Source organism: Flavobacterium sp. 1355 (assembly GCF_017833415.1).
GTDB lineage: Bacteria > Bacteroidota > Bacteroidia > Flavobacteriales > Flavobacteriaceae > Flavobacterium.
In genome coordinates this window covers 21,547-43,851 of record NZ_JAFICC010000020.1, presented here as the reverse complement: position 1 = coordinate 43,851, position 22,305 = coordinate 21,547, and the positions used below count along the sequence as shown (strand labels likewise).

Sequence of the window (22,305 nt, the reverse complement as noted above, 5' to 3'; positions counted from 1 at the left end):
TCAGTCTTTTATAACGTAGTATTTATTCCTTATCTGATGATAAAACAGCAATCATTACCGCTTCAACAGCATCCTCAAAAGTTATCGCTAATTTGTGATCCCTGTTTTCTATTTTCTTTATCACATCAATCAGAATCGATTGTACACATTTGCCGTATACCTCGCCTTTTGTTTCAGGAAGTTGAAAAGTTCCTGATATCATTTCATTAACATCATACGCAATTCCTCCGCAGTAGGTCAACTCTTTTGGAGCAATAATTGACGGGTCGGAACCCCAGCCTTCCGGTCTTGAATTATCCCCAATTCTGTCAAGTTCCTGGGTCTGATTTATGGTCCAGCCAGGAATATCTGTTAGTTGTTCTTTTATATCTTCATTTACCATTGCTGTTATGGTCCCCTTCAGAGGCATCCAGCCTTCAATTTCTACTCTGGCCAGATCATATGCCAGGCTTATGGTAGTCTGCTCAAAAAAACCCGGACCCGAAAAAGCATGATAATAACTGGCAATCATACCTTCATTGTACAATACTATTGCTGAGACCCTATCCCGCTGTATTGCATTACGATGATCAGAAACTCCATACACTTTACTATATTTCTGGCCGCTTAATGCATTGACAATATCAAAAAAATGGACTCCGTGCTCGATAAAAATTCCACCAGACACGTCCTCTTTCCAAAACCAGTGATCAGAAGGCAAAGCTGCATCCTGGGCATAGTTATTTACCACCACATGTCTAAGCCTGCCAAGGGTACCGCTTTGCCCCAATTGAATGAAACTTTGAATTATGGGATTATACCTAATCATATGATCAACTGTAATAATCATCCCGGTTTCCTTTTGTGTTTCTAAAATTTGCAGGGTATCTTCTTTGGTTATAGCTGCCGGCTTTTCAAGCAATACATGTTTTCCGGATTTCATGGCTGCACAAGCCATTTCTGCATGCAGGCTTGGCGGAGTTACGATACTTACAATATCTATTTCTGCATCGCTTATCAGATCTTTCCAATCGTGATACAATTTAATATTCTCAATATCAGTATGAGAATGTTTGCCCGAATCGGCAATAGCCACTACTTCTACATTTTCAAGCTGACCCCACCAATGGTGCAGAAATTTCCCAAAACCTCCATAGCCAATTATTCCTATTTTGTATGTTTTCATATTGCGTTAATTATATTTTAATTTTAAAGTCTAATGTAATAGATAGAATACATTAAAATTTTGGCGTTTCTCCTCGATAATAATGAGATGCCAGAAATTTTTTCTCATCAAACGCTGCATCAAAATTTATTGTTCTATAAGCTGCTTCAGACAAGAAAGCATCCGCTTCTTTTTCCTCAATAAGTGTTTTGTTAAGTGCATCAGCCAAAGCATTTTCACCCAATGCCTTACCAAAAAAAGTAAGCGTTCCATAGGCTGCCATCGCATAATGTTCAATTTTCTGAACCACGGCAATGATTGCCGCATCTCTTAGGGGACCATGCTGTGTATATTTCAATGTATCTTTACATTCCTTTATAAGAGCTTCAAGCACGACACATTTTTTTCCGCGGGTGCTTACACCAATAAGTTCAAAACCCCTTTCCAGTCTTTCAATCTGTTGGCTGGTAATCAGCGCATGATCCTTCATAATAGCAATTAAATTTGGCGAAGCTATATTGTCCACTATTTTAGGGATAGTTTTAGTAAGTGCTCGCTCAGCCCATATCATTTCTCTTAATTGGTTAATAAATAACCTGCGTAAACCATAATTATGTGCTGATTGATTAGTTGTTGACACTCCATTCATGATTTCCAATTTAAGTTATGTCAAACATAACACGAATAACTTATTGATTTTTATATATTTATCATTTATTATTACATTTTATTAATTTATAATGAGTGTAAATTTCTTTATAGGCTGTTTGTATTATTTTCATAGCGGGAGCTGCCTGCTAATTGCCACGAAAAGTTAAGGCACTTCTTTAAAATATTAAAACGTTTAAAAAGGACTTACAGTTGAAAAACGCTGGAAAAGAAAATTACAGCAGGATGAGATCAAAAGACAGATTGAAAAGAATACTATGAAGTGATAGCTATTTTGCTAAAATATAAGTTATAGATTGTAAAAAAGAATGTTTTTTTTATTTACGTTTCCTAAAATATTTAGGGGCATAGAATAATAGAAAAATTACCAGAATAATAAATACAATTTCCATTTTTGAGTTTAATTAGATTTCAGATATAAAATTAAATTATTAATTCTGTTTTAAGCTATCCATTGAATATATTTGATGGATAGTTTTTAAATTATGACACCATGAAGTGGATTACTAGAGAAAGACCTAAAATTGACCGTATTGCCTGCCCCTGGCTGATAAAGAAATTTGTAGACAAGGAAGCTGAATTTATTTACGTTCCTTACAACGAGGTATTAATAAAAGCTAAGGAACTTGATGCAATTCCTTTTGATATTCCTGACGTGGAATTTACACACTATAATGAACAATGTACTTTTGATTATATCGTTAAAAAATATAAAATTGATGACCCTGCTATACTGATTATAGCAGGAATTGTCCGTGGTGCAGATACAGACAGACATGATATTGCAACAGAGTCTGCAGGGCTGTGGGCGATTTCAGCGGGGCTTTCTTATAATATTACCGATGATTATAAACTATTGGAAAGCGGAATGGTCGTATATGATGCACTTTATAGCTGGGCGACGCATTTGCATAAGCAAAACCATCTTCAAAACAGTCCTTTTGAGAATCTCCTGCATGAGGTGTACCAAAAATTTTTAACCGAAAAAAAATCAAATAAAAAAACACCGTCCTGGGTAAAAGAACTTAAAGAAATAATTCAGGATCAGATTGATACTCAGTTTACATTCGATTTAAAACAAATTTCAAATGATCTTGAATTAAACCCGTCCTATTTGTCCAGAGAATTTTCCAAGTATTTTGAAGACCTGAATTTTGGTGATTACATTCGGAAATTGAGAATTGAGAAAGCAGTAAACCTTATTGAAAATTCGTCGTATACGCTCACAGAAATAGCCTACATGACCGGTTTTTCTGATCAGAGTCATTTTACAAGGATTTTCAAACTTCAGACTGGAAAAAATCCATCTTCATACCGAAAAAAAACACAAAAAAAGTAATCCAGATACAAAAAGTAAATAACCTTCTATTTCTATCGGTTTAGTGTATATAGCTTTGTTCTTTGAAACAAAACTATATCATCATAATGAAACCGATCCTACTTTTTTTATTGCTATTTACAAGTACAATCATTTTTTCTCAGGAAACCTATCCAAAAATCACAGGATATTTTGGAGTTTATCATCCGATTGTTACAACTTCCAGTGAGCAGACCAATTTAAACTTCAGGGATTATTATGCAGTGGGCTTTCCAACTGGAATAAATATATGGAAAAGTTCTAAAATAGGTTTCTCTTTTGAAATCGTTCCCAATATCAGGGTTCAGGGCGCCAGTGACAAAGTATCTAATATAGTATTTCATCCCGGCGTTTTAGTCGCTTTGGGAAAGGGTTATACTTTTGCCGGAAGATTGGCTTTTGAAAATGGGGGCAGATATGGTTTTACACCTGTTCTAAATAAAACTGTAATAAAAAACAAAAACAGCAGCTATTTCTTAGCTATGCCTCTACCCGTTCGTTTTGGAAACGATCATCCTGCAACTTTTACTGTTGGCTTACAATTTGGAATTGCTTTTTAAAAAATCGTATAATGGAACAAAATAAAAAATATAGCTTAAGATCGCTAGTGCTTTATTTCTTAAAATTAGGCACGATTGGTTTTGGCGGTCCCGTTGCCTTGGTGGGCTATATGCACAAAGATCTTGTTGAAGACAGAAAATGGATTTCAGAAGAAGAATACAGAGAAGGTCTGGCATTGGCACAGTTAGCCCCGGGTCCCCTGGCAGCACAATTAGGAATCTATCTTGGATTTGTACATTACCGAATTCTTGGAGCCACATTGGTGGGATTTGCATTTGTATTGCCTTCTTTTATAATGGTAGTTTTACTGGGAATCGTATATAAATTGTATGGGGGACTTTCATGGATACAAGCCGTTTTCTACGGTGTAGGAGCTGCCGTTATTGGAATTATTGCTTTGAGTTCCTATAAGCTTACGTTAAAATCCATAGGTAAATTTAATATAGAATCCTTTAAATCAAAATGGCTGTTATGGCTATTTTTCTTTTTGGCTGTAATCATCACATTTCTGACTGAACAAGAGCAGGTTCTATTATTTATAGCCGCAGGAATTTTATATATGATTGTTAAAGCACCGCCTAAGTGGTGGAATGGAAAAACCGTAAATTCAATAGTTTTATTGCAGGTTGCTTTTTGGAATTATGAAAGCACAACGCTCACAAAAATTGCCATTTTCTTTACCAAAGCCGGAGCCTTCGTTTTTGGAAGCGGGCTGGCAATCGTCCCGTTCCTGCATTCAGGAGTGGTGGTTGAAAACCAATGGCTGACAGAGCAGCAATTTTTGGATTCTGTGGCTGTGGCTATGATTACTCCCGGTCCTGTTGTGATAACAGTCGGATTTATAGGTTATCTCGTTAATGGATTCCTTGGAGCACTAGTCGCTGCACTGGCTACATTTTTGCCTTGTTATATCTTTACAATTGCAATGGCACCATCATTTAAAAAAATTGCACAAAATAAACCAGTCAAAGCATTTGTAGATGGTATTACTGCGGCAGTTGTAGGTGCGTTAGTGGGATCAGTGATTGTAATAGCAAGAAGAAGCATTTTTGATATCCCAACTGTACTTATCGCTTTTTTAAGTATTTTTGCTTTAATATATATAAAGAAAATTCAGGAGCCTTATATTATTCTTATAGCTGCTATTTTAGGTATCATTATAAAATCAGTAATAATATGAACAGGAAAGATTTTTTAAAATCAGGTACTCTTTTTGGTGCAGCAGCACTGGTACTTCCAACAACCAATGCTTTTTCAAACAATTTAGCTGATAACAATATTGATAAATTAGTAGATGCTAATGGTAATTATATTCAGCAGGCTCTTCCCTATAATGAAAATTTCCTGGAGCCTTATATGGATTCAGAAACGCTTCATCTTCATTATACTTTTCATCATGGCGGCGCAGTAAAAGGAGCCAACAAAGATTTACAGATGATAAGAAAAGCTTTAGATGACAACAATTTGGAAACTGTTGATTTCTGGACAAAAAAATTATCTTACCATTTCTCTTCTCATATACTGCATTCCATTTTTTGGACGAATCTAACCAATAAAAGTAATTTACCAACCGGGAATCTTTTAAATCGTATTGAAAAAAACTTTGGTAGTTTCGATAAACTAAAAGTTTTAATTGCAGCTACCTCAAAGAATGTGGATGGGAATGGCTGGGGAATTTTAGCCTATCAGCCTTATAGTGACAGTCTTGTAGTTTTACAATGTGAAAATCATGAAAAACTAACACAATGGGGAGCAATTCCGGTTTTGGTAATTGATGTATGGGAACACGCCTATTATCTGAAATACAAAAACAAGCGCACCGATTTTGTTGATGCTTTGTTTAATATTATAAATTGGGATAATGTAGCACAAAGATTGAATGATGCTGAAAAATTAATGAAATAATTATTCTATTTTTTGCTGTAAATCATTAGATATTATTGTTTTCTCCGGACTGCTTTATTTTTAAAATAGACAACAAAATGACATTTTAAAGTTTGCCAAAATTGTGGCACATTTGGTTTTTAGCAAAATGTACCACAGAATTGCACTTCAACCCTTATAAATATTAGAAGTTAGCAATGCTATTTATAAGGCAAAATTTCCTCCAGGGTTCTATAAATTATTTTCCCTTCCAAAAGACCGGCAGATACCATTTCATCAGCCCCAGTTGAAGGCCCTCCTATTCTTAGTACTGCATCGCAATGTTTAATTAGGTCCAGGGCAATGGGGTGAAAAATCTGGTTGAAGACTGGATCACCAATTGCAGTGGAGCCTGCCGCTTCAATCAATGGAAGGGCAAACCATTCACCCAATACAGGAAGGTGTCCAATATTATAGACAGCCAAAGCAGCATCGGTCATTGCCTGAACATTCTTAGCAATCAATACCGGGTCATCATTGGTTCCGGATCGATATGGCCCTGCTACCAAAATCATTAGATTTTTGTTATTTTTCATTTTTTATACATTTATTAAAACTCCTGTTTTTAAGATAGAATATAATTATTCCGAGTATCGTTGATCGCAATTATTTAGATCCGTCACTAAGCCATGCCACTTTCTGTTCAGAACTATGTGGTGCTCCGATAATATCTTTGTAAAGTTCAGGCCTTCTGGCTTTAATATACCTGTTACCACCTGCTGCCTCAAGTTTATCAGATGTGATAAGAGCAATTGCTATATCAGCACCCAGTACCGTACATTCTGCCACAATAGCTCCGAATGGGTCAACAATCATGGAGCAACCGTTTTTGAGCTGGTCATCATCCATACCTATAGGATTTGAAAAAACACAATACATCGCATTATCATAAGCTCTGGCAGGCAGCCATCTCATAAGCCATTCCCTTCCTTTCAATCCATTGAATTCTGAACGGAGCTGCTCGCTTTCCTGCTCCTTGTTATACCACAGTTGAGGATCAACAAATCCGGCGCCGGGTCTTGGAGAGGGAGTACACATCGTTACATGTGGCATAAGTAAAATATCTGCTCCTAATAATTTTGTGGCCCGTACATTTTCGATAATGTTATTATCGTAGCAAATCAGTATACCAAATTTCCATCCCCAAAGGGTAAAAACACAGTATTCTGTACCTGGTTTAATATGCGGATTAATAAAAGGATGCAGCTTTCTGTATTTACCTACTATTCCTGACTGATCTACACATATATACGCTTTAAACAAATTGTCATTCTCATCCTTTTCAAATAATCCTGCACAAATTGCAATCTCATTTTTTGCAGCAATTTGCCTCAGTATTTCCACACTCTGGCTCTCAGGAAGGTATTCTGCTATATCGAGCATTTCTTCTTTACTGAGATTCCTGGCGAATGTATAACCGGTAATCGAACATTCGTGAAAAACTATAATTTTAGCCCCTTCGCTGGCGGCACGTGTCGACAATGTCGCAATTTGCTGTAGATTATGCACTTTATCACCACTTTTATTTTCAAATTGTGCTGTTGCAATTTTTATATCTTCCATATCTTTTTTTGACAAACTTACAGATCTGTTTTCACCTGCAATTGTATATTTTCGTCAGGAAACAGCACCACATTAACGGCGAGATGATTTTCAATTTTGTGGTATGATCCCGGTGTAAGTCCGGTAATGTTTTTAAATTCACGTATAAGATGTGCCTGGTCATAGTAGCCAGTATCATATACCAAAGAGGTAAATTCTCCTTTAGCTTTTACGTTACGAATCGCTCCAAGAAAATGATGCAGCCTTATAATTCCTCCGAGCTTTTTGGGACTAAGCCCGACAGCATCATTAAAAGCCCGCTCGAGTGAGCGTTGCTGCCAACCGGTATAGTTAATAAGTTCTGCTGCTGTGAAAATTCCTTTACGCCTCAGCATCCATTGTGTTGCAGAGGACACCATAGGATAAAGAGATAAATTGATTGATTTTTTGTTCCTGAAAAAATTATCAAGAATGTATGCCATTCCCTCTGTGCTTTCTGCCTCCTGAAGTCTTTCCTGAAGATCTTGTACCTCTGCCCCTAGTACATCCTGAGAATCCACCAGAATATTCTTTAGCTGCGTTCCCTGAATACCAAGTAAACTATTCATTCCAAATGGGTGAAAAACTACAATACAAAGCAAAATAGTTCCATTGGCACTTAAGGTTTTATGATCGGTAATCTGTCCATAAACAAATGTTTTCGGTAATTTATCCTGATCGGTAGACAGAAGTGTTGACCCGAGGCAGAAAACAATACCAGTATTACCATCGCCAAATATTCTTAAAACGTTTGCTAACGGCGCAACACTGCTTATAAAAAGATAATGTTTTATAAATGCCCGGAGCTCCGGTGATGGAAGTATCTGCATAAATATAGATTTTTAAAAACATTGGAAAAAAGAGTCATAAGCATACTTGTAAAGAAACTGAAAAATAATGACAAATATACTTTACCCCTTTCTTGGAAAGTTTTAAATTATTATATGGAATTCAAATTTTTATTAATTTTGACAAATTTCATACTGATAAATGTAACAGTATTATCGATTATGATACCAACTGTAATATCTAAAACAGCTCTGGAATTTACACTGTATAATTCAATTTCCTTTCTGGAATTTAATCCTTAGATATTTTTTATACACTTCCTTATTTATTTAAAAATAACTGACATGCTAAATGGAAATCAACGATTTGACACTATTTACAATTCTGACATTATAAAGCTGCCTAATATTAAGATAGCAAGTAATAAAACAGTTACTTCTGAGAATGCTGTCTTATATGAAAATGCGGATACTTCTCCTTTTCAAAGAAAGGATGATGCAGTACTTACATTCCTTATAGATGGCAAAATCAACTCCAATTATGAGGGAATTGGTCAGCATTTTCAAATACGTTCCAAAAGCTGCTCATTTGTCTACGGACCAAACGATAATGAACATGAGGTACTGGGGCCACAGTATATCGACAGTATCGCTATAGGTATCAATAAAAAAATTTTCGTGGATCTTCTACAAGATGAAGACCGCTGGATGGAAGAAATCATCAATAAAATGGAGAAAAAACAACCTTTTAGTTTTTCCAAAGACACCTACAAACTTACTCCTGAAATGTTTTCTATCCTGCAAAAGATCAGAGATACACCTTATCTGGACAGCATGCGTATACTTTATATACAAGGGCTTATGAGTCAACTCTTACTTTTACAATTTATGGAAATAAGGGCATCCGAGCATACTTACTATAATCTGGCATTGAAGGATGCAGATATAAAAAAAATACAGGAATTAAAAATATATCTTGACCAGCATTATCTTGAAGATGTTACACTGGATTATCTGGCGCGTACATCAGGGCTTAACACCTTTAAAGTAAAAACAGGTTTCAAAGCGCTCCATAATAAAAGTGTTTTTGAATATATAAGAACGAAACGCATGGAGTATGCCCTGAGCTTGCTGCTTGACGGAGGCCAAAACATATCAAATATAGCATATATAGTAGGATATGAGCATGTACAGCACTTTTCGACAGCTTTTAAAAAGCACTTCGGGGTTTCCCCAGGCAAATTTAAATTTTAAACGTTCTTTTTATTAGTAATCCTCTTTTATTAACAAATTATCATTCCCTTAATTACAAGGTTATGTCTTCCAGCAACTTAAAAATATTTAGAGGGTATTCTGCAATTCTGTTGCACAAATAAAGATACCACTCTCTTCCATACACAAAATACAGCTTAGTCATATAACCCTCTTCTTTAAGGGCTAGCAATTGCTCAGACTGAATTCCATAAAGGCTTTCAAATTCGTAATTACTCTTCGAAGGTTTATAATGGTCAACCATTGTTTTTGCATGCTGTTGTATGTCGTGATGATGAGTTGCAATTGAGCATTTGTGTCTATGGCTCAATAAATCATCCACATAACTTAAATAAACGGCATCAAGTTCGCTTCCCCTGGGAATTGAATAACCTGGAGGTGTTTCAAATGCCCCTTTAACGATTCTGATTCTTCCATTTGTTTTGAGCAGTTCCTGCATATCATTTCTACTGCGATATAAGTAGGCCTGAAGAGTTATGCCTAATAGATCAAAATCTTTATTAGCGGTAATATACGTTTCAAGAACCGCATCTGTCATATCAGTTCCTTCAGCGCTGATAATGACTTCTATGCCTCCCCTTTTTGCGGCATCGCAAATTTGAATTAAATTTTTCAATCCTAATTCGCGCGATATTCCAAGGCCAATATGTGAAAGATCTAATGCAATTGTACAATCTAAATTTCTGTTCTCAATATGACGGACAATATTTATAAATTCGATTGTTGCCTCATCAGCCTCGCTTTCCGTCCTGACGTTCTCACCCATAAATTCAATGGAGCATTTGTAACCTTCACTATTGGCATAAATTACCTTAGGGAGTGTTTCCACTAAACTTTCGCCGCCGATATAACGATTGGCAGCCTTTCTTAATATGCCATACAATTTAGCATTATTAAGTATGAAGTGTTTAGCATCATCATTTAAGGCTGCACTTCGGAGAGCTTTTGCTCCAATTTGTAAATATTCATTCATATAATAGGGTATAAATTTGTAATAACCAGTACGAAAATTTTGTCTTGAATTTTCCTTATTAACAGACCACAAAAATACAACTGAGAAAAAGCAAAAATTACTCAATCAGTATTATGAATTACGCATAAAGTATTATTAACAGATTGCAGAGTAAGCAAGGTATGTTTTAATATTTTATTTCATGAAAATTTTTAAATTAAATCCTTTACTCTTTTATAAGAAAAAGCCCGATACCAAAAGATATCAGGCTTAACTTCAAAAAAAACATAAGTACTCAATTAACCGAATACTATGACCCTTTGTTTAAAATAAATATTAAACTTTAATTCCGGACATTAATGTTTCAATTTTAGAATACGAAATTTCCGGGTTAGCTCCTGGCGCTTCTGCAACCAAAGCCCCTATTGCACAAGCAAAATCGATAGCATATTGAGGCTCTTTTCCGGTAAGTAATGATGTAATTAAAGCTGCTAAAAACGAATCGCCTGCTCCTACTGTATCGGCAACCTCTACAGGATAACCGGTATTTTCAAAGAGCTGACCTTTCCACATCAGCAAAGCTCCATGCTTTCCTCTTGTCACGCACATCGCATTGACATTGGTTTTTTCTGCTATAAACATCATATTCTCTTCCAAAGTTTTAAAAGGAGATTTCATAGCTGCGGTTATTTCTAACAATTCCTCATCATTGAATTTAATAAAGTCTGCTGAATGCATTAATTGCTCCAGCATTTCATACGAATAATGCGGTTTTCTTAAGTTCACATCAAAAACCTTAAAGATTTCTGCCTGCAGGAGTTCTTCGAGCGCAAGCCTTGAAACTTCATCCCTGCAAACTAAACTTCCATAAATTAGAACATCAGCATCAGAAACGGAGCTTCGGGCCAAATCATTCAATACAATTTTATCCCAAGCGGATGGATAACTGATCTCATAACTTGCAGAACCACGTTCACTTAAAGTAACCTGAACCAGGCCAGTCGGGAAATCGGCTGCCCTTACAATAGTGTCGGTTTCAAGTCCTAAACTCTTAACCTGACTGATAATAGCTTCTCCATCTTCATCATTTCCTACGCAGCTGATCATCGCCACTTCGCAGCCTAATGTTTTCATTCGCAGTGCTACATTAAGCGGTGCGCCGCCAATCTTTTTTTCATTGGCAAAAACATCCCAAAGCACCTCTCCGTAGGCCACCGCCTTAAGGTTTTTTCCGTTATTCATTCTAAAAATTATTTTATATTAATGTTATTCTGGTGTTGTAAGCTGAAGATTAGAAAAAGTACTATTCTGTCCTTCAGCAATCAATCCCCATTTATTCTTGTCTCTTCCGTAAATACGATTCGTTAATGCCGTTTTTCCGTTAATGTAAAGCACCGCCACACTACCCTCGGCAATTATTTCAATATCATATTTTGTATTCACCTGAAATTGAAATGGCATTTGGGTTACTTCCTGCGAAGCAGAATTATAACCTATGATTTTACCTTTTGTTATATCAAAAGCAATCTTATAATAACCTCCGGTATCGTTGGTATGAAAAACAAATCCTGTCGTTCCGCTGTTACTGGAGAAGGTAACTTCTCCTTTTATTCTGGCTTTTTTGCCTGCGGCTTTAAAAGTTACGATTGCTTTTTCTGTCGTGCCTGATAAAGTATAATTTCCGTTATTTATTGTCACGTTATCTGAAGCCACATCAACCTCAGCTGTACTGCTCTTTTTAGAGAATAAATCTTTAAAAGATTGCGGCGTATGTGTCCCGAGGGTTCCATCAGCATTTTGAACCAATTCATGAATGACCATATTTCCTGCCCAATCTTTATTTCCGAGATCATTTTCAGGTGTTTTTCTGGCATTCCATCCAAAAACATATCTCTTATTTCCGTCAGAAGCTGTTTTACCGGCATAAAAATATTCTCCGTCAACCTTATCATTTTCCGGTTTGGTCCATGGGCCGTTTATAGAATTTGCCATTCTGTAATGCGTTCCCTTATCACCACTCCAGTTTTCAGAGAAAATCAAATACCAATAGTTACCCATTTTAAAAATATCGGCGCACTCCATCATTAAATAATTATCTTCCGGAGTTGTCGTATAAATGGGCACCTGAACATCCCACTTTCCAGATGCAGGATCAGCACTTGTAAAATGCAGCAAAACTGCTTTTCTGCCCGGTTCGGTTTGTGTACTCACCAGCATTGAATATTTTTTCAGTTCCTCATTATAAAACACGTGCGGATCTCTGAAATCATAATTATAATATCCTGTCGGTGCTGTGATTTTAAAAGAAGGAACTTTTGTCCAGTTTTTCAAATCAGAACTTGTAGCGCACAAAACGCTTTCTCTGGCATTGGATTGTACAAAAGCGGGAGTTCCATTGTGCCCTGTGTAATAAAAATAATAAAGGCTGCCCACTTTTACAACTGAACCTGTACCGATGGCAAAATCAGGATCTGCGGCTTCTCCAAACGGAATTGTTTGTCCTTCATAAGTAAACTGAGCCAGGTCGGTACTTAAATATTCATGAATATCATGAAATCCCTTTCCTGCGGGTTTGTTTTGTGCATCATGAAGGAAATAAATATGGAATTTTCCGTTGTCGAAAAAAGGCATAATATCCCCCGTATAACCTGCACTATAATAAGGATCATTTGCTCCCATCCATTGTGAAGGCGGAACGGGAAAAATACTTGTCAGCTCAGTATTACCCCCTGAAACGGAACCTCCAATATAGGTGTCATCCTGACTGCAGGACACTAGCCAAAAGAAAATGGAAGCTACTGTTATTATATTTCTATATTTCATTTTTGTTGATTTCAAGTCGGATTAGTTTTTAGCCAGATAATTAATACTGTTCTGCGTCAAAAGTTTGATGTTATTGATAAACTCATTACTCTGACTTGGCACACCGCTGCTATTGGTTTCGTTATACCAGTCGTAGGCTCCCATCGAAATTACGACCACATTTTTATTGACTGCCGTGTTTGGAAACTCTGCAATGGTAACTCTTCCGTCCAGATTATTATCCCAGGCCTCACTGGCTAAATTGGTTCCTCCGGTTTGGTTTCTCCAGCCTTCTCCATTTACGTAACCGCCCCATTCTGGTATAAACCACCATGCAGTATGGTTTAATCTGAAAGTTCCGCCTTGTAACAGATTCGCTTTCCCGTTTTCATAAGTTGTTAGTCCATCAAAAATAGGATGGCTCTCATGACCTACAAAAGACATTCCCCAGGAATTTGCATCTACAAATCCGTTTGGAGGAAAATCGCCAAAAACATTATTCGGTCCTTTTCCTGAAGGAACAATTCCTAAAGCATCTACATATTGAGAGGCAAAAGAAGTTAAAAGTAAATTTCCTCCATTCGTCCTGAAATTCTTTAAAGCTGTAGTAACCGCAGGTTTGTAAGCAATTGCCGGTAAATTGGCTGCTGAATCAAAATGCCACCAGATTACATCAACATCGCTTAGATCTGCACCATTTTCTACACTGGTAAATGAAATGTATTTCGCTCCGCTAAATGTAGAAAAGAACCAATCGGCAGCTGTAATTTCATCCATATTTGTAATTTCAGCTCTTGTTGCTGCGGTTCCAAGAAAAGCAACTACCAATCCTGATACCGGAACACCAATATTAGCGGTATAATTCACGCTTTTTCCATTGGAGGTTACCACAAAAGTTACTGCATTTGTAAAATCAATCGCAGTTCCTGAGGCAGGTGAAATAGACACACCTGAGGTCAATTCAATAACTGGTTTTAAAGCTGTTAAATTGGTGCCTTCCGGTAAAGTCATCGTAATCGTTTTGCTTATATCGTTTACGGTTGCCACAGTTCCATTAATAGTAAAACTTTTAATTGGACTTAAAACTACTGTCGTTACCGTATAGTCTTTGTACAAATTACCATTTACTACTCTGATTTTTACCGGATTGGTAAAATTGACAGGAACTGTTACATCCAGATTTGATGTTGCGCCGGCCTCTAAAACCATTTCAGGCTTTACTGCAGTAATATCTGATCCATAAGGTATCGTGACATTAATTTTTCCCGTTTTCTGGTCAATTACTCCTGCTACTCCGTTTATTTTAAAAGAAATAACATTAGCAGGTGAATTGACATCAAAACCACCACTCTCAAAACTGTTTTCGCAGGCTGTAACCATAAAAAACATTGCCAGTATCAACGATACTTTAGTCCAATTTTTATATAGAAATTTTCTCATGTGAATGTTCTTAATAGATTAATAACCTGGATTTTGTTTGTATAACCCCTGACTGAAATTAATTTGTTTCAACGGAATTGGGCAGTACTCTTCTTTACCTTCATCAAAAAAGGCATCCTGATAATACGCACGTTTTGTTTTTTCGCCAGCATAAAAATCATTCATCACTTCATCTGTAACACCCCAGCGCACTAAATCAAAGAAACGGCTTCCTTCCATCGCCAATTCTAAACGACGCTCCCAACGCATTGCTTGACGTGCAAAATCCTGTGTCCAGTTACAATTTACTCCATCAACATAGGTATTGATTTTAAAGTTGTTCACATACGGAAGTCTTCCTGTACTTTGAGCAGCTCTTTCTCTAATCTGATTGATTAATGGTAAAGCTTCGGCTTGTCTTCCTAATTCAATCAAAGCTTCGGCACGCATTAAAATCACATCGGCATAACGAATCTGGATTCTGTTTTTTGAATTCCCGTAAAACGGATCAATATTCACCACACAACTGCAGTTTGGCGCTACATTTTCTTTTAATGAAGCAAAATAGCCGTAAGTTCCCGGAGATCTTACCCAAGCCTCCACATATAAAAATTCCGGATCATATTTATAAGGCAGACCTGGCATGGCCACAGTATGATACAATCTTGGATCAACTGTATTGGCATCTATATTTTTATAATCAAAATCCTGATCATTATAAGTGTCAAATTGCGGTAAACCATTCGCACCTGTTTTAAAAGCATTTACTAAGTTTTGACTTGGTTTATGAAAATCACAACATCCTAAACCCTGAGGTGTTGAGAGTACATCTGAAAAATTTAATCTTCCGTATAAAGTTCCGTCATTGTCTGAGAATTGAATAGAGAATATCGATTCGGTTCCGTTTTCATAAGTTCCCGGCAAAAAGTTATTTGCAAAATCAGGCTCCAGGTTTGCTTTTCCTATTACTTTATCTGTTGCTGCAATTACTTCCTGCAAATGCTGTTGATTAATTCCTGTAACCTTATATGTTTCATCCTGCGTATACGCCTGATACAAGCGTGTTTTTGCCAGATACGCATATGCCGCTTTTTGAGTGGCACGGCCAACCTGTGGCTGCGTTTCGGGTAAATTATTGGCTGCTGCCTGAAAATCTTCGGCAATTTTATTCCAAAGTTCTTCGTTTGAAAGTGCTTTATTAGAGATCGTTTTATAGTCTTCTACCGCAATATCTTCTGTGATGTAAGGAACATTTCGGAACATAATTTTCAGCATAAAATAGAAGTGTCCTCTTAAAAAACGCATCTCGGCCATACGTGTTTTCTTTAACGGATAATCGGCTTCCGAAATTTGTTCTAATGCCTTCAAAGCTTTATTTGCTCTGGAAACACCCACATAACTGATGTACCAGAAATTATCTAATTCACCAAAATCCGATCTGATATTATTTGAAACTTCAAAAAAGTGGAAATCCTGAATATCGTTAGTTCCGCTTCCGCCTTTGTATGCATCATCAGAACGTACATTTCCAAAGGGCCACAAACTATAAGGCGAATCATAATGATCATTCCCTAATTGTGCGTAAGCCGCATTCATAAAACCTTCTACTGATTCGGGTGTTACAATATCTTCTTCAGATAACACGCCACGAGGATCTTCTTCCAGAAAATCAGAACAGGATGCAAACATTCCCAGCACTAAAAACCCTGTTATATATAGTATTTTTTTCATGTTTTTTGATTTAATCTTTATTATAAAGTAAAATTAAGACCAGCCGTGAAAGTCGTTGGCTGCGGATATCCGAATCCGGCATTTTCAGGATCTACACCAGTAAAGCTTTTAGCATCAATAATCAATAAATTCTGTCCGCTGATGTACAATCTAAAGCTGTCGAAATTCATTTTTTTCAATAAATCTTTAGGAAGACTATATCCAAATTGTAAAACTCTAAGTTTCAGATAGCTTCCATTTTCTACATAATAAGTGGAAAATCTTGATTCTGCATTTCTATCAACAGTAGTTAGAGCCGGAATAGTCGAATTTGGATTGTCTACAGACCAGGCATTTAATAAACGAGTTCCTTTGTTTGAACCTACGTCGTCAACGCTCCAGAAATCAGTTTGATATTTGGTATTATTAATCACATCAACATCACTTGCTCCTTCCCAGAAAGTGGTGAAATCCCAATTTTTATATCCTAATCCTAAATTAAATCCGTACAACAAGCCCGGGTTTGGATTACCAATCCAGGTACGATCTTTATCTGTTATGGTTCCGTCGCCGTTTAAATCTTTGTAACGAATTCTTCCCAGACCTTTTCCTTCCTGAATAGCCGAGTTGTCTACTTCGTCCTGACTTTTAAATAAGCCGTCAGTAACATATCCATACATTGAGTTAATCGGGCGTCCTAAAATATTATCATTTAATCCGTCTCCTCCGTAATTATTTCTTACTTCATCCGGCAATTGCGTAATCTTGTTTTTGTTAGCCGAAATGTTAGCCGAAATATCATATTTCAATCCAAATGATGTTTCATCGCGATATCCCAAAGAAACTTCCCATCCTTCATTTTCCATCGACGCTCCGTTTACCCAACGATTTCCACCTTCGCCAATTACGCCCAGATAAGGCGGTAAAACCAAAATATCTTCTGTTTTCTTAATATAATAATCAACAGAACCGCTTAATTTTTGTTTGAATAACCCAAAGTCTAAACCAATATTGGTTTGTGTAGTGGTTTCCCATTTTAAATCATCATTTCCGGATTGTGTTGCAATGAAACCAGACGGAAGTAATCCGTTTCCGTTTCCTGCAATATCGTAAGCAGTTCCGAAAGATGTTGCCCAGGTTGGACTTCCGCCTGCATAACTAGCCAGGTACAAACTGTAAACAGCTGTATTGCTAATTTCCTGATTTCCGGTTTGTCCCCATCCTGCCCTTAATTTTAAATCAGAAAAAACAGGCGCATTATTTTTAATAAAATTTTCATTACTGATTCTCCATCCTGCTGAAACTGCCGGAAAGGTTCCGAATTGATTGTTTTTACCAAAACGGGAAGAACCATCACGACGAATTGTAGCTGAAACCAGATAGCGATTATCGAATTCATAATCGGCTTTTCCGAAATAAGAAAGCAAAGAATATACGGTTGATGTTCCGCTTGTAAATGATTCTCCTGTTCCTGCATCAGGATACATATAATCAGGAGTTTCGATCAAAAAGTCATTTTTACGCAAAGCTGTGTTGTCAAAAACATCTTTATACATCTCGGTTCCCGCCATTAAATTCAGGTTGCTTTTTCCGAAATTTAAACTGTAAATAGCCGTATTGGTCCAGGTCCATTTATCGCTAACAGACTCATCAATAGTAACCGATGTTTGATTGTTTTGCAGATATCCTGACTTGTAACTTCTTTGAAGTGTACGTTTTTTATAAAACCCATAATCGATACCAAAACTACTTTTGATATGTAGGTTTTTGATGATTTCAAGATCTGCATACATATTTCCGAAAAGACGTAAATAATCGTATTTATTGTCTTTGTTGTATTCTAAAAGACGAACAGGGTTTTGTCTGTCATTCATTCCGCCTACTGGTCCGCCCCAGCCTTTTCCGTCAACCGTATGTACCGGAATAATTGGCAGTGCACGAAGTGCAGGATCCAGTACCAAAGGATCGGTAACTTCATTGGTACGATTGAAACTAAAGTTTTCCCCAATAACCAGTTTACCGTCAAAATATTTATAAGAGCCATTCATTCTGGCGGAGATTCTTTCAAAATCAGTTGTTTTTACAACACCCTCATTTCCATAATATCCCAAAGAAAAAACATAGTTCCCTCTTTCTGATGCATTTGAAACTGACAAATCGTAAGATTTTGCAACTCCGGTTTGTGAAATCGCATCGTACCAGTCTGTATTGGATGCCTTCAGCGTTTGTTCTGCATCTAAATATTCAGGAACCAAAACTTTGTTTAGTTGTGGTTTATTATTCTTTACTTCCCAGTCAAACTGATAGCGCAGGTTATTATTGTTTGGATTTAATCCGTCATTAACATTCGCCTGCCATAAAGCCTGGCCAAACTGATTTGCATTTAGCACTTCAAGCTTTCTTGAATAATCAGAAATAGAAGTATAGGTGCTAAAATTGATTCTCATCTTACCTTCTTTTCCTTTTTTGGTAGTGATGATAATTACTCCATTTGAAGCACGGGAACCATAAATACTTGCTGAAGAAGCATCTTTTAAAACCTGAATGGTTTCAATGTCATTCGGATTCAATTCGTGCATTCCCGATTTAGTAGGCATACCGTCAATTACATAAAGAGGATCTGTGTTGTTTAAAGTTCCTACTCCACGAATTACCACTTTTGTATTTCCTCCGCTCGGAGATCCGTCAGACGAAACTTTCACCCCGGCTACTCTTCCCTGTAACGCTTTTATTGGGTTTGGTTCCGTCTGTTTCATGACTTCCTTCATGTTTACCACGGCAACTGCTCCGGTAATGTCCGTTTTCTTTTGTTTGGAGTATCCTGTTACCACAACTTCATTTAGTTGATTGTTGTCTACTTTTAACGTAACATTGACTGTTTTTTGTCCTTTAACGGGAATCGATTGTGGTGTATATCCGATAAAAGAAACCACAATTACAGCATCTGCATTTATATTTCCGAATGAAAAATTTCCATCAAAATCTGTGACTGTACTCGTATTTGTACCCGAAATAAGTACGGTTGCTCCCGGAAGCGGCATTCCGTCGTCGGACGAAATTACTGTTCCTTTAATTCCGCTTTCCTGCGCTGTTAAAATCAGCATTGGAAAGAAGAAAAATAGAAAATAAATAATTTTACTTTTCATGAGGTTAGTGGTTTTTAGTTAGTTTATATTTAATTGGTTAAGTACAAGGTTGCTCAATTCAATTCCTTCGTTTGAAGAAACCGACAGAGAAGTAAATGGCTGGTTTGTGAAAAAGATTTCGGTGATTACTTTTTCGCCATTGTTGTAAAATATTTCAATAGAGGTTTTGTCTAAAATAATTTTAAAAGCACCTTCTTTTTGATTTCCGTCTAAAGCCGCTTTGGTAATTGTGGAAGCAAATTTGTCTGAGAAATCTGTTTTTCCTGACTTCGAACGATCCAGGAATAAATAGTGTTCTGAATTGTTTAATCCGAACGTTAAAGATTCACCAAGAGCGTTTGAAAGTGTAAAAGTGTAGGTATCCGTTTTTAAGTTTTTTACATTAAAATTGACAATAGCCTTAGTTAAATCAATTTTTCCTGCTTCCGGAATGGAAAGTTTTCCTTTCCCTTTAAGGTTTTTCCCTTTAATGGTTTTAGAAACATATTTGTTAACTTCTTTTACCGGATTGCTAACAAGTGTATACTCATTTCCTTTTTTGATTAACTTAACTTCACGAGCAATTGTGGCAGCACTTCTCCATGCATTCGTCGGTACTTGCAGCGCATACTCCCAGTTGGACATCCATCCGATAATGATTCTTTTGTCATCAGGAACATTGTTAAAAGTCACACTCGCATAATTATCACGCCCCCAATCCAGCCAGGCGATCTTTTGTTTCTCAAGCTGCTTTGCAAAAACATCATCCATCTTAAAAGTTTTCCCGTCAAAATCGCCTACAAAATATTGTGCGGCAGAACCTCCATTCGGACCACCCGGATTGATGTTCACGATAAGTACCCATTTTTCTTCATTAGTCCCATCTAATTTTATTGGAAAAAGATCCGGGCATTCCCAAACGCCGCCGTGTCCACCGACATCTTTACCAAATTCCGAAAGAAACGTCCAGTCTTTCAGGTTTTTTGAAGTATAAAAATGTTGTCTATCCTGTGCTGCCAGTCCCATTACCCATTGTTTTCTTTTAGCATCCCAGAAAACTTTAGGGTCCCTAAAATCCTTTATTCCAGGGTTTTTCAATACAGGGTTGTTGCTGTACTTTGTCCAGGTTTTTCCGTTATCCAATGAATAGGCTATTGCCTGAGACTGTGCATCGATTTCTCCCGCTTTTTCCTTCTTCATATCGTGGTAGGTAAATATTGCTACTACCGGTACGTTCTTCCCATCACCAAATCCTGATGTATTATCCTTGTCCACAACAGCACTTCCAGAGAATATCGCACCTTTCTCGTCATAAGCAAGTGCCGGAGTCAGTTCTTCCCATTTTACAAGATCTTTACTTATAGCGTGTCCCCAATGCATTTTGCCAAAATCCGGTACACTTTGAAACGGCGTATGCTGAAAAAATAAGTGGTAAGTGCCATTGAGATAAAACAAGCCGTTAGGATCGTTCATCCAGCCTTTTTTAGGGGAAAAATGAAAATTAGGACGGTACATTTGCTCTTCTGCAGAAGTGGAAACTGTAGTTGCCGTTGTTTGAGCAACAGCTGGTTTACAGCCTCCTATCGATAGTAGTATAGCACTATAAAATGCCAGCGGTAGATGTTTCATTGATTTCATTTTTTTTGATATTTTTTTTGGTTAGATTTTCACTTAATACTTCTAAAGAAATTCCTTTAGTTTCCGGCATTATAAAAATGACAAACAGTAATTGCAGCACCATCATAAGGGTAAAAATTAAGAATACGACTTCCGGGCCTATTTCTGAAAACAGCATTGGAATTAAAGACGGAATAATAGCAGCTAAAACCCAGTGTACTGAACTTCCAAAAGCCTGACCCGAGGCACGAATGTGATTTGGGAAAATTTCTGAGATAAAAACCCAGATCACTGCTCCCTGACCAATGGCATGAGAAGCGATAAATAAGAAAAGGAAAATAGGTACTGATAATCCTCCCCAATTGAAATAAAATGCGGCCGAAACCAATCCTAAGGAAATAATATATCCGATTGAACCAATGTACATTAATAACTTTCTTCCTAATTTGTCAATTAATGCTACACCGATTAAAGTAAAAATAAGATTGGTAACCCCGATTCCGATACTGCTCAGCAAAGCGGTGTTTTGTCCTAAACCTGCTTCTTCAAAAATTCTTGGCGCGTAATATAGAAAGGCATTGATTCCTGAAAACTGATTAAAAAATGCAATTAAAAAAGCTAATATCAACGGAAAACGGTATTTTTTCATGAAGATATTCTCATGTTTGGTCACACCATTTTCTCTTGAATCGTCCATAATATCAATAAGATTCGCTGTCGGATCAATTTTGAAAAGTACTTTACGCGCTTCTTCATCACGGTTTTTAGACAACAGCCATCTTGGGCTTTCCGGAATTGTAAGTATAAAAAGAATATAAATGAAAGATGGAATAGCCTGAACTCCAACCATCCAACGCCAGGCATTTTCTCCAATATCTTTTAAAAAGTAGTTTGAGATAAAGGCAATTAAAATTCCAAGTACAATATTAAACTGGTATAACGCTACCAGACGTCCGCGTTTGTCAGCCGGGGCAATTTCAGAAACATAGGCCGGAGCAGCAATAGTAGAAGCCCCCACTCCTAAACCTCCTATAAATCTGAAGGCAGCAAATACAAAGGGATCATTTGCAAAAGCAGCACCTACAGCCGAAATGAAATATAGAATCCCGATCCAGAATAGTGTCTTCTTACGACCTATCTTATTTGTTGGGATTCCACCAAAAATAGCACCTACAACTGTTCCCCAAAGTGCCATTGCCATAACAACAGATCCATGAAAAGCATCAGAAGATTGCCAAAGAAGCTGTAATTGTTTATCAGCTCCAGAAATAACTACGGTATCAAAACCGAATAGAAAACCTGCCAGTGCAGCAGTAACAGACCAAATTAATATCTTGTTCATTGTAGATGTATTAAAAACTTATCGCTAAGATATCCGCAAAAAA

The 22,305-nt window shown here is 36.9% G+C and carries 18 protein-coding genes; 5 read left to right on the top strand and 13 right to left on the bottom strand.

What is annotated here, in order from left to right:
- Positions 1–22: 22 nt before the first annotated feature.
- Both JOD96_RS20915 and JOD96_RS20910 read right to left on the bottom strand, forming a co-directional pair.
- A complete protein-coding gene (locus JOD96_RS20915) occupies positions 23–1,165 on the bottom strand; it encodes a Gfo/Idh/MocA family protein (protein WP_209566181.1) in 1,143 nt (380 codons plus the stop codon).
- 52 nt (positions 1,166–1,217) lie between these two features.
- Positions 1,218–1,793 carry a ferritin-like domain-containing protein gene (locus JOD96_RS20910; protein WP_209566180.1) on the bottom strand — a complete coding sequence of 192 codons (576 nt, stop codon included), beginning with the start codon at positions 1,791–1,793 and terminating at the stop codon, positions 1,218–1,220.
- 513 nt (positions 1,794–2,306) lie between these two features.
- On the opposite strand from JOD96_RS20910, the gene JOD96_RS20905 reads away from it, so the two are divergent.
- The 4 genes from JOD96_RS20905 to JOD96_RS20890 all read left to right on the top strand — a co-directional run bounded on the left by JOD96_RS20905 (position 2,307) and on the right by JOD96_RS20890 (position 5,636).
- Entirely contained in the window at positions 2,307–3,152 is an 846-nt protein-coding gene (locus JOD96_RS20905; RefSeq protein ID WP_209566179.1) for a chromate resistance protein ChrB domain-containing protein, read from the top strand.
- Positions 3,153–3,238: 86 nt separating this feature from the next.
- A complete protein-coding gene (locus JOD96_RS20900; protein WP_209566178.1) occupies positions 3,239–3,730 on the top strand; it encodes a hypothetical protein in 492 nt (163 codons plus the stop codon).
- A gap of 11 nt (positions 3,731–3,741) precedes the next feature.
- A complete protein-coding gene (locus tag JOD96_RS20895; RefSeq protein WP_209566177.1) occupies positions 3,742–4,911 on the top strand; it encodes a chromate transporter in 1,170 nt (389 codons plus the stop codon).
- The gene (locus tag JOD96_RS20890; RefSeq protein WP_209566176.1) at positions 4,908–5,636 is read left to right on the top strand and encodes a superoxide dismutase; all 729 of its coding nucleotides are present in this window, start codon (positions 4,908–4,910) and stop codon (positions 5,634–5,636) included. The genes JOD96_RS20895 and JOD96_RS20890 overlap by 4 nt, the downstream gene beginning before the upstream one ends.
- Positions 5,637–5,815: 179 nt before the next feature.
- Here JOD96_RS20890 and JOD96_RS20885 read toward each other — a convergent pair whose 3' ends face one another.
- From JOD96_RS20885 to JOD96_RS20875, 3 genes are all read right to left on the bottom strand, one after another.
- Positions 5,816–6,190 carry a DUF4406 domain-containing protein gene (locus tag JOD96_RS20885; RefSeq protein ID WP_209566175.1) on the bottom strand — a complete coding sequence of 125 codons (375 nt, stop codon included), beginning with the start codon at positions 6,188–6,190 and terminating at the stop codon, positions 5,816–5,818.
- 70 nt (positions 6,191–6,260) lie between these two features.
- Positions 6,261–7,217: a nitrilase family protein gene (locus tag JOD96_RS20880; RefSeq protein ID WP_209566174.1), complete on the bottom strand. Its 957-nt coding sequence runs from the start codon at positions 7,215–7,217 to the stop codon at positions 6,261–6,263.
- A 17-nt stretch (positions 7,218–7,234) separates the two neighbouring features.
- Positions 7,235–8,065, bottom strand: a complete 831-nt coding sequence (locus tag JOD96_RS20875) for a helix-turn-helix domain-containing protein (RefSeq protein WP_209566173.1) — start codon at positions 8,063–8,065, stop codon at positions 7,235–7,237.
- Between the two features lie 303 nt (positions 8,066–8,368).
- Here JOD96_RS20875 and JOD96_RS20870 point away from each other — a divergent pair, with 303 nt between their 5' ends.
- The gene (locus tag JOD96_RS20870; protein ID WP_209566172.1) at positions 8,369–9,277 is read left to right on the top strand and encodes a helix-turn-helix domain-containing protein; all 909 of its coding nucleotides are present in this window, start codon (positions 8,369–8,371) and stop codon (positions 9,275–9,277) included.
- A gap of 52 nt (positions 9,278–9,329) precedes the next feature.
- Here JOD96_RS20870 and JOD96_RS20865 read toward each other — a convergent pair whose 3' ends face one another.
- From JOD96_RS20865 to JOD96_RS20830, 8 genes are all read right to left on the bottom strand, one after another.
- Positions 9,330–10,268, bottom strand: coding sequence for a proline dehydrogenase family protein (locus JOD96_RS20865; protein ID WP_209566171.1), 939 nt, complete (start codon positions 10,266–10,268; stop codon positions 9,330–9,332).
- 315 nt (positions 10,269–10,583) lie between these two features.
- The gene (locus JOD96_RS20860; protein WP_209566170.1) at positions 10,584–11,489 is read right to left on the bottom strand and encodes a carbohydrate kinase family protein; all 906 of its coding nucleotides are present in this window, start codon (positions 11,487–11,489) and stop codon (positions 10,584–10,586) included.
- Between the two features lie 24 nt (positions 11,490–11,513).
- The gene (locus JOD96_RS20855) at positions 11,514–13,070 is read right to left on the bottom strand and encodes a glycoside hydrolase family 32 protein (protein ID WP_209566169.1); all 1,557 of its coding nucleotides are present in this window, start codon (positions 13,068–13,070) and stop codon (positions 11,514–11,516) included.
- 21 nt (positions 13,071–13,091) lie between these two features.
- A complete protein-coding gene (locus JOD96_RS20850) occupies positions 13,092–14,489 on the bottom strand; it encodes a DUF4960 domain-containing protein (RefSeq protein ID WP_209566168.1) in 1,398 nt (465 codons plus the stop codon).
- 18 nt (positions 14,490–14,507) lie between these two features.
- Complete coding sequence (locus tag JOD96_RS20845) at positions 14,508–16,199, bottom strand: RagB/SusD family nutrient uptake outer membrane protein (RefSeq protein ID WP_209566167.1); 1,692 nt, start codon at positions 16,197–16,199, stop codon at positions 14,508–14,510.
- A gap of 20 nt (positions 16,200–16,219) precedes the next feature.
- Positions 16,220–19,324, bottom strand: a complete 3,105-nt coding sequence (locus JOD96_RS20840; RefSeq protein ID WP_209566166.1) for a SusC/RagA family TonB-linked outer membrane protein — start codon at positions 19,322–19,324, stop codon at positions 16,220–16,222.
- An 18-nt stretch (positions 19,325–19,342) separates the two neighbouring features.
- Positions 19,343–20,932, bottom strand: a complete 1,590-nt coding sequence (locus tag JOD96_RS20835; protein ID WP_245188469.1) for a glycoside hydrolase family 32 protein — start codon at positions 20,930–20,932, stop codon at positions 19,343–19,345.
- Complete coding sequence (locus JOD96_RS20830; protein ID WP_209566164.1) at positions 20,904–22,262, bottom strand: sugar porter family MFS transporter; 1,359 nt, start codon at positions 22,260–22,262, stop codon at positions 20,904–20,906. Before JOD96_RS20830 ends, JOD96_RS20835 begins: the two co-directional genes overlap by 29 nt.
- Positions 22,263–22,305: the final 43 nt, after the last annotated feature.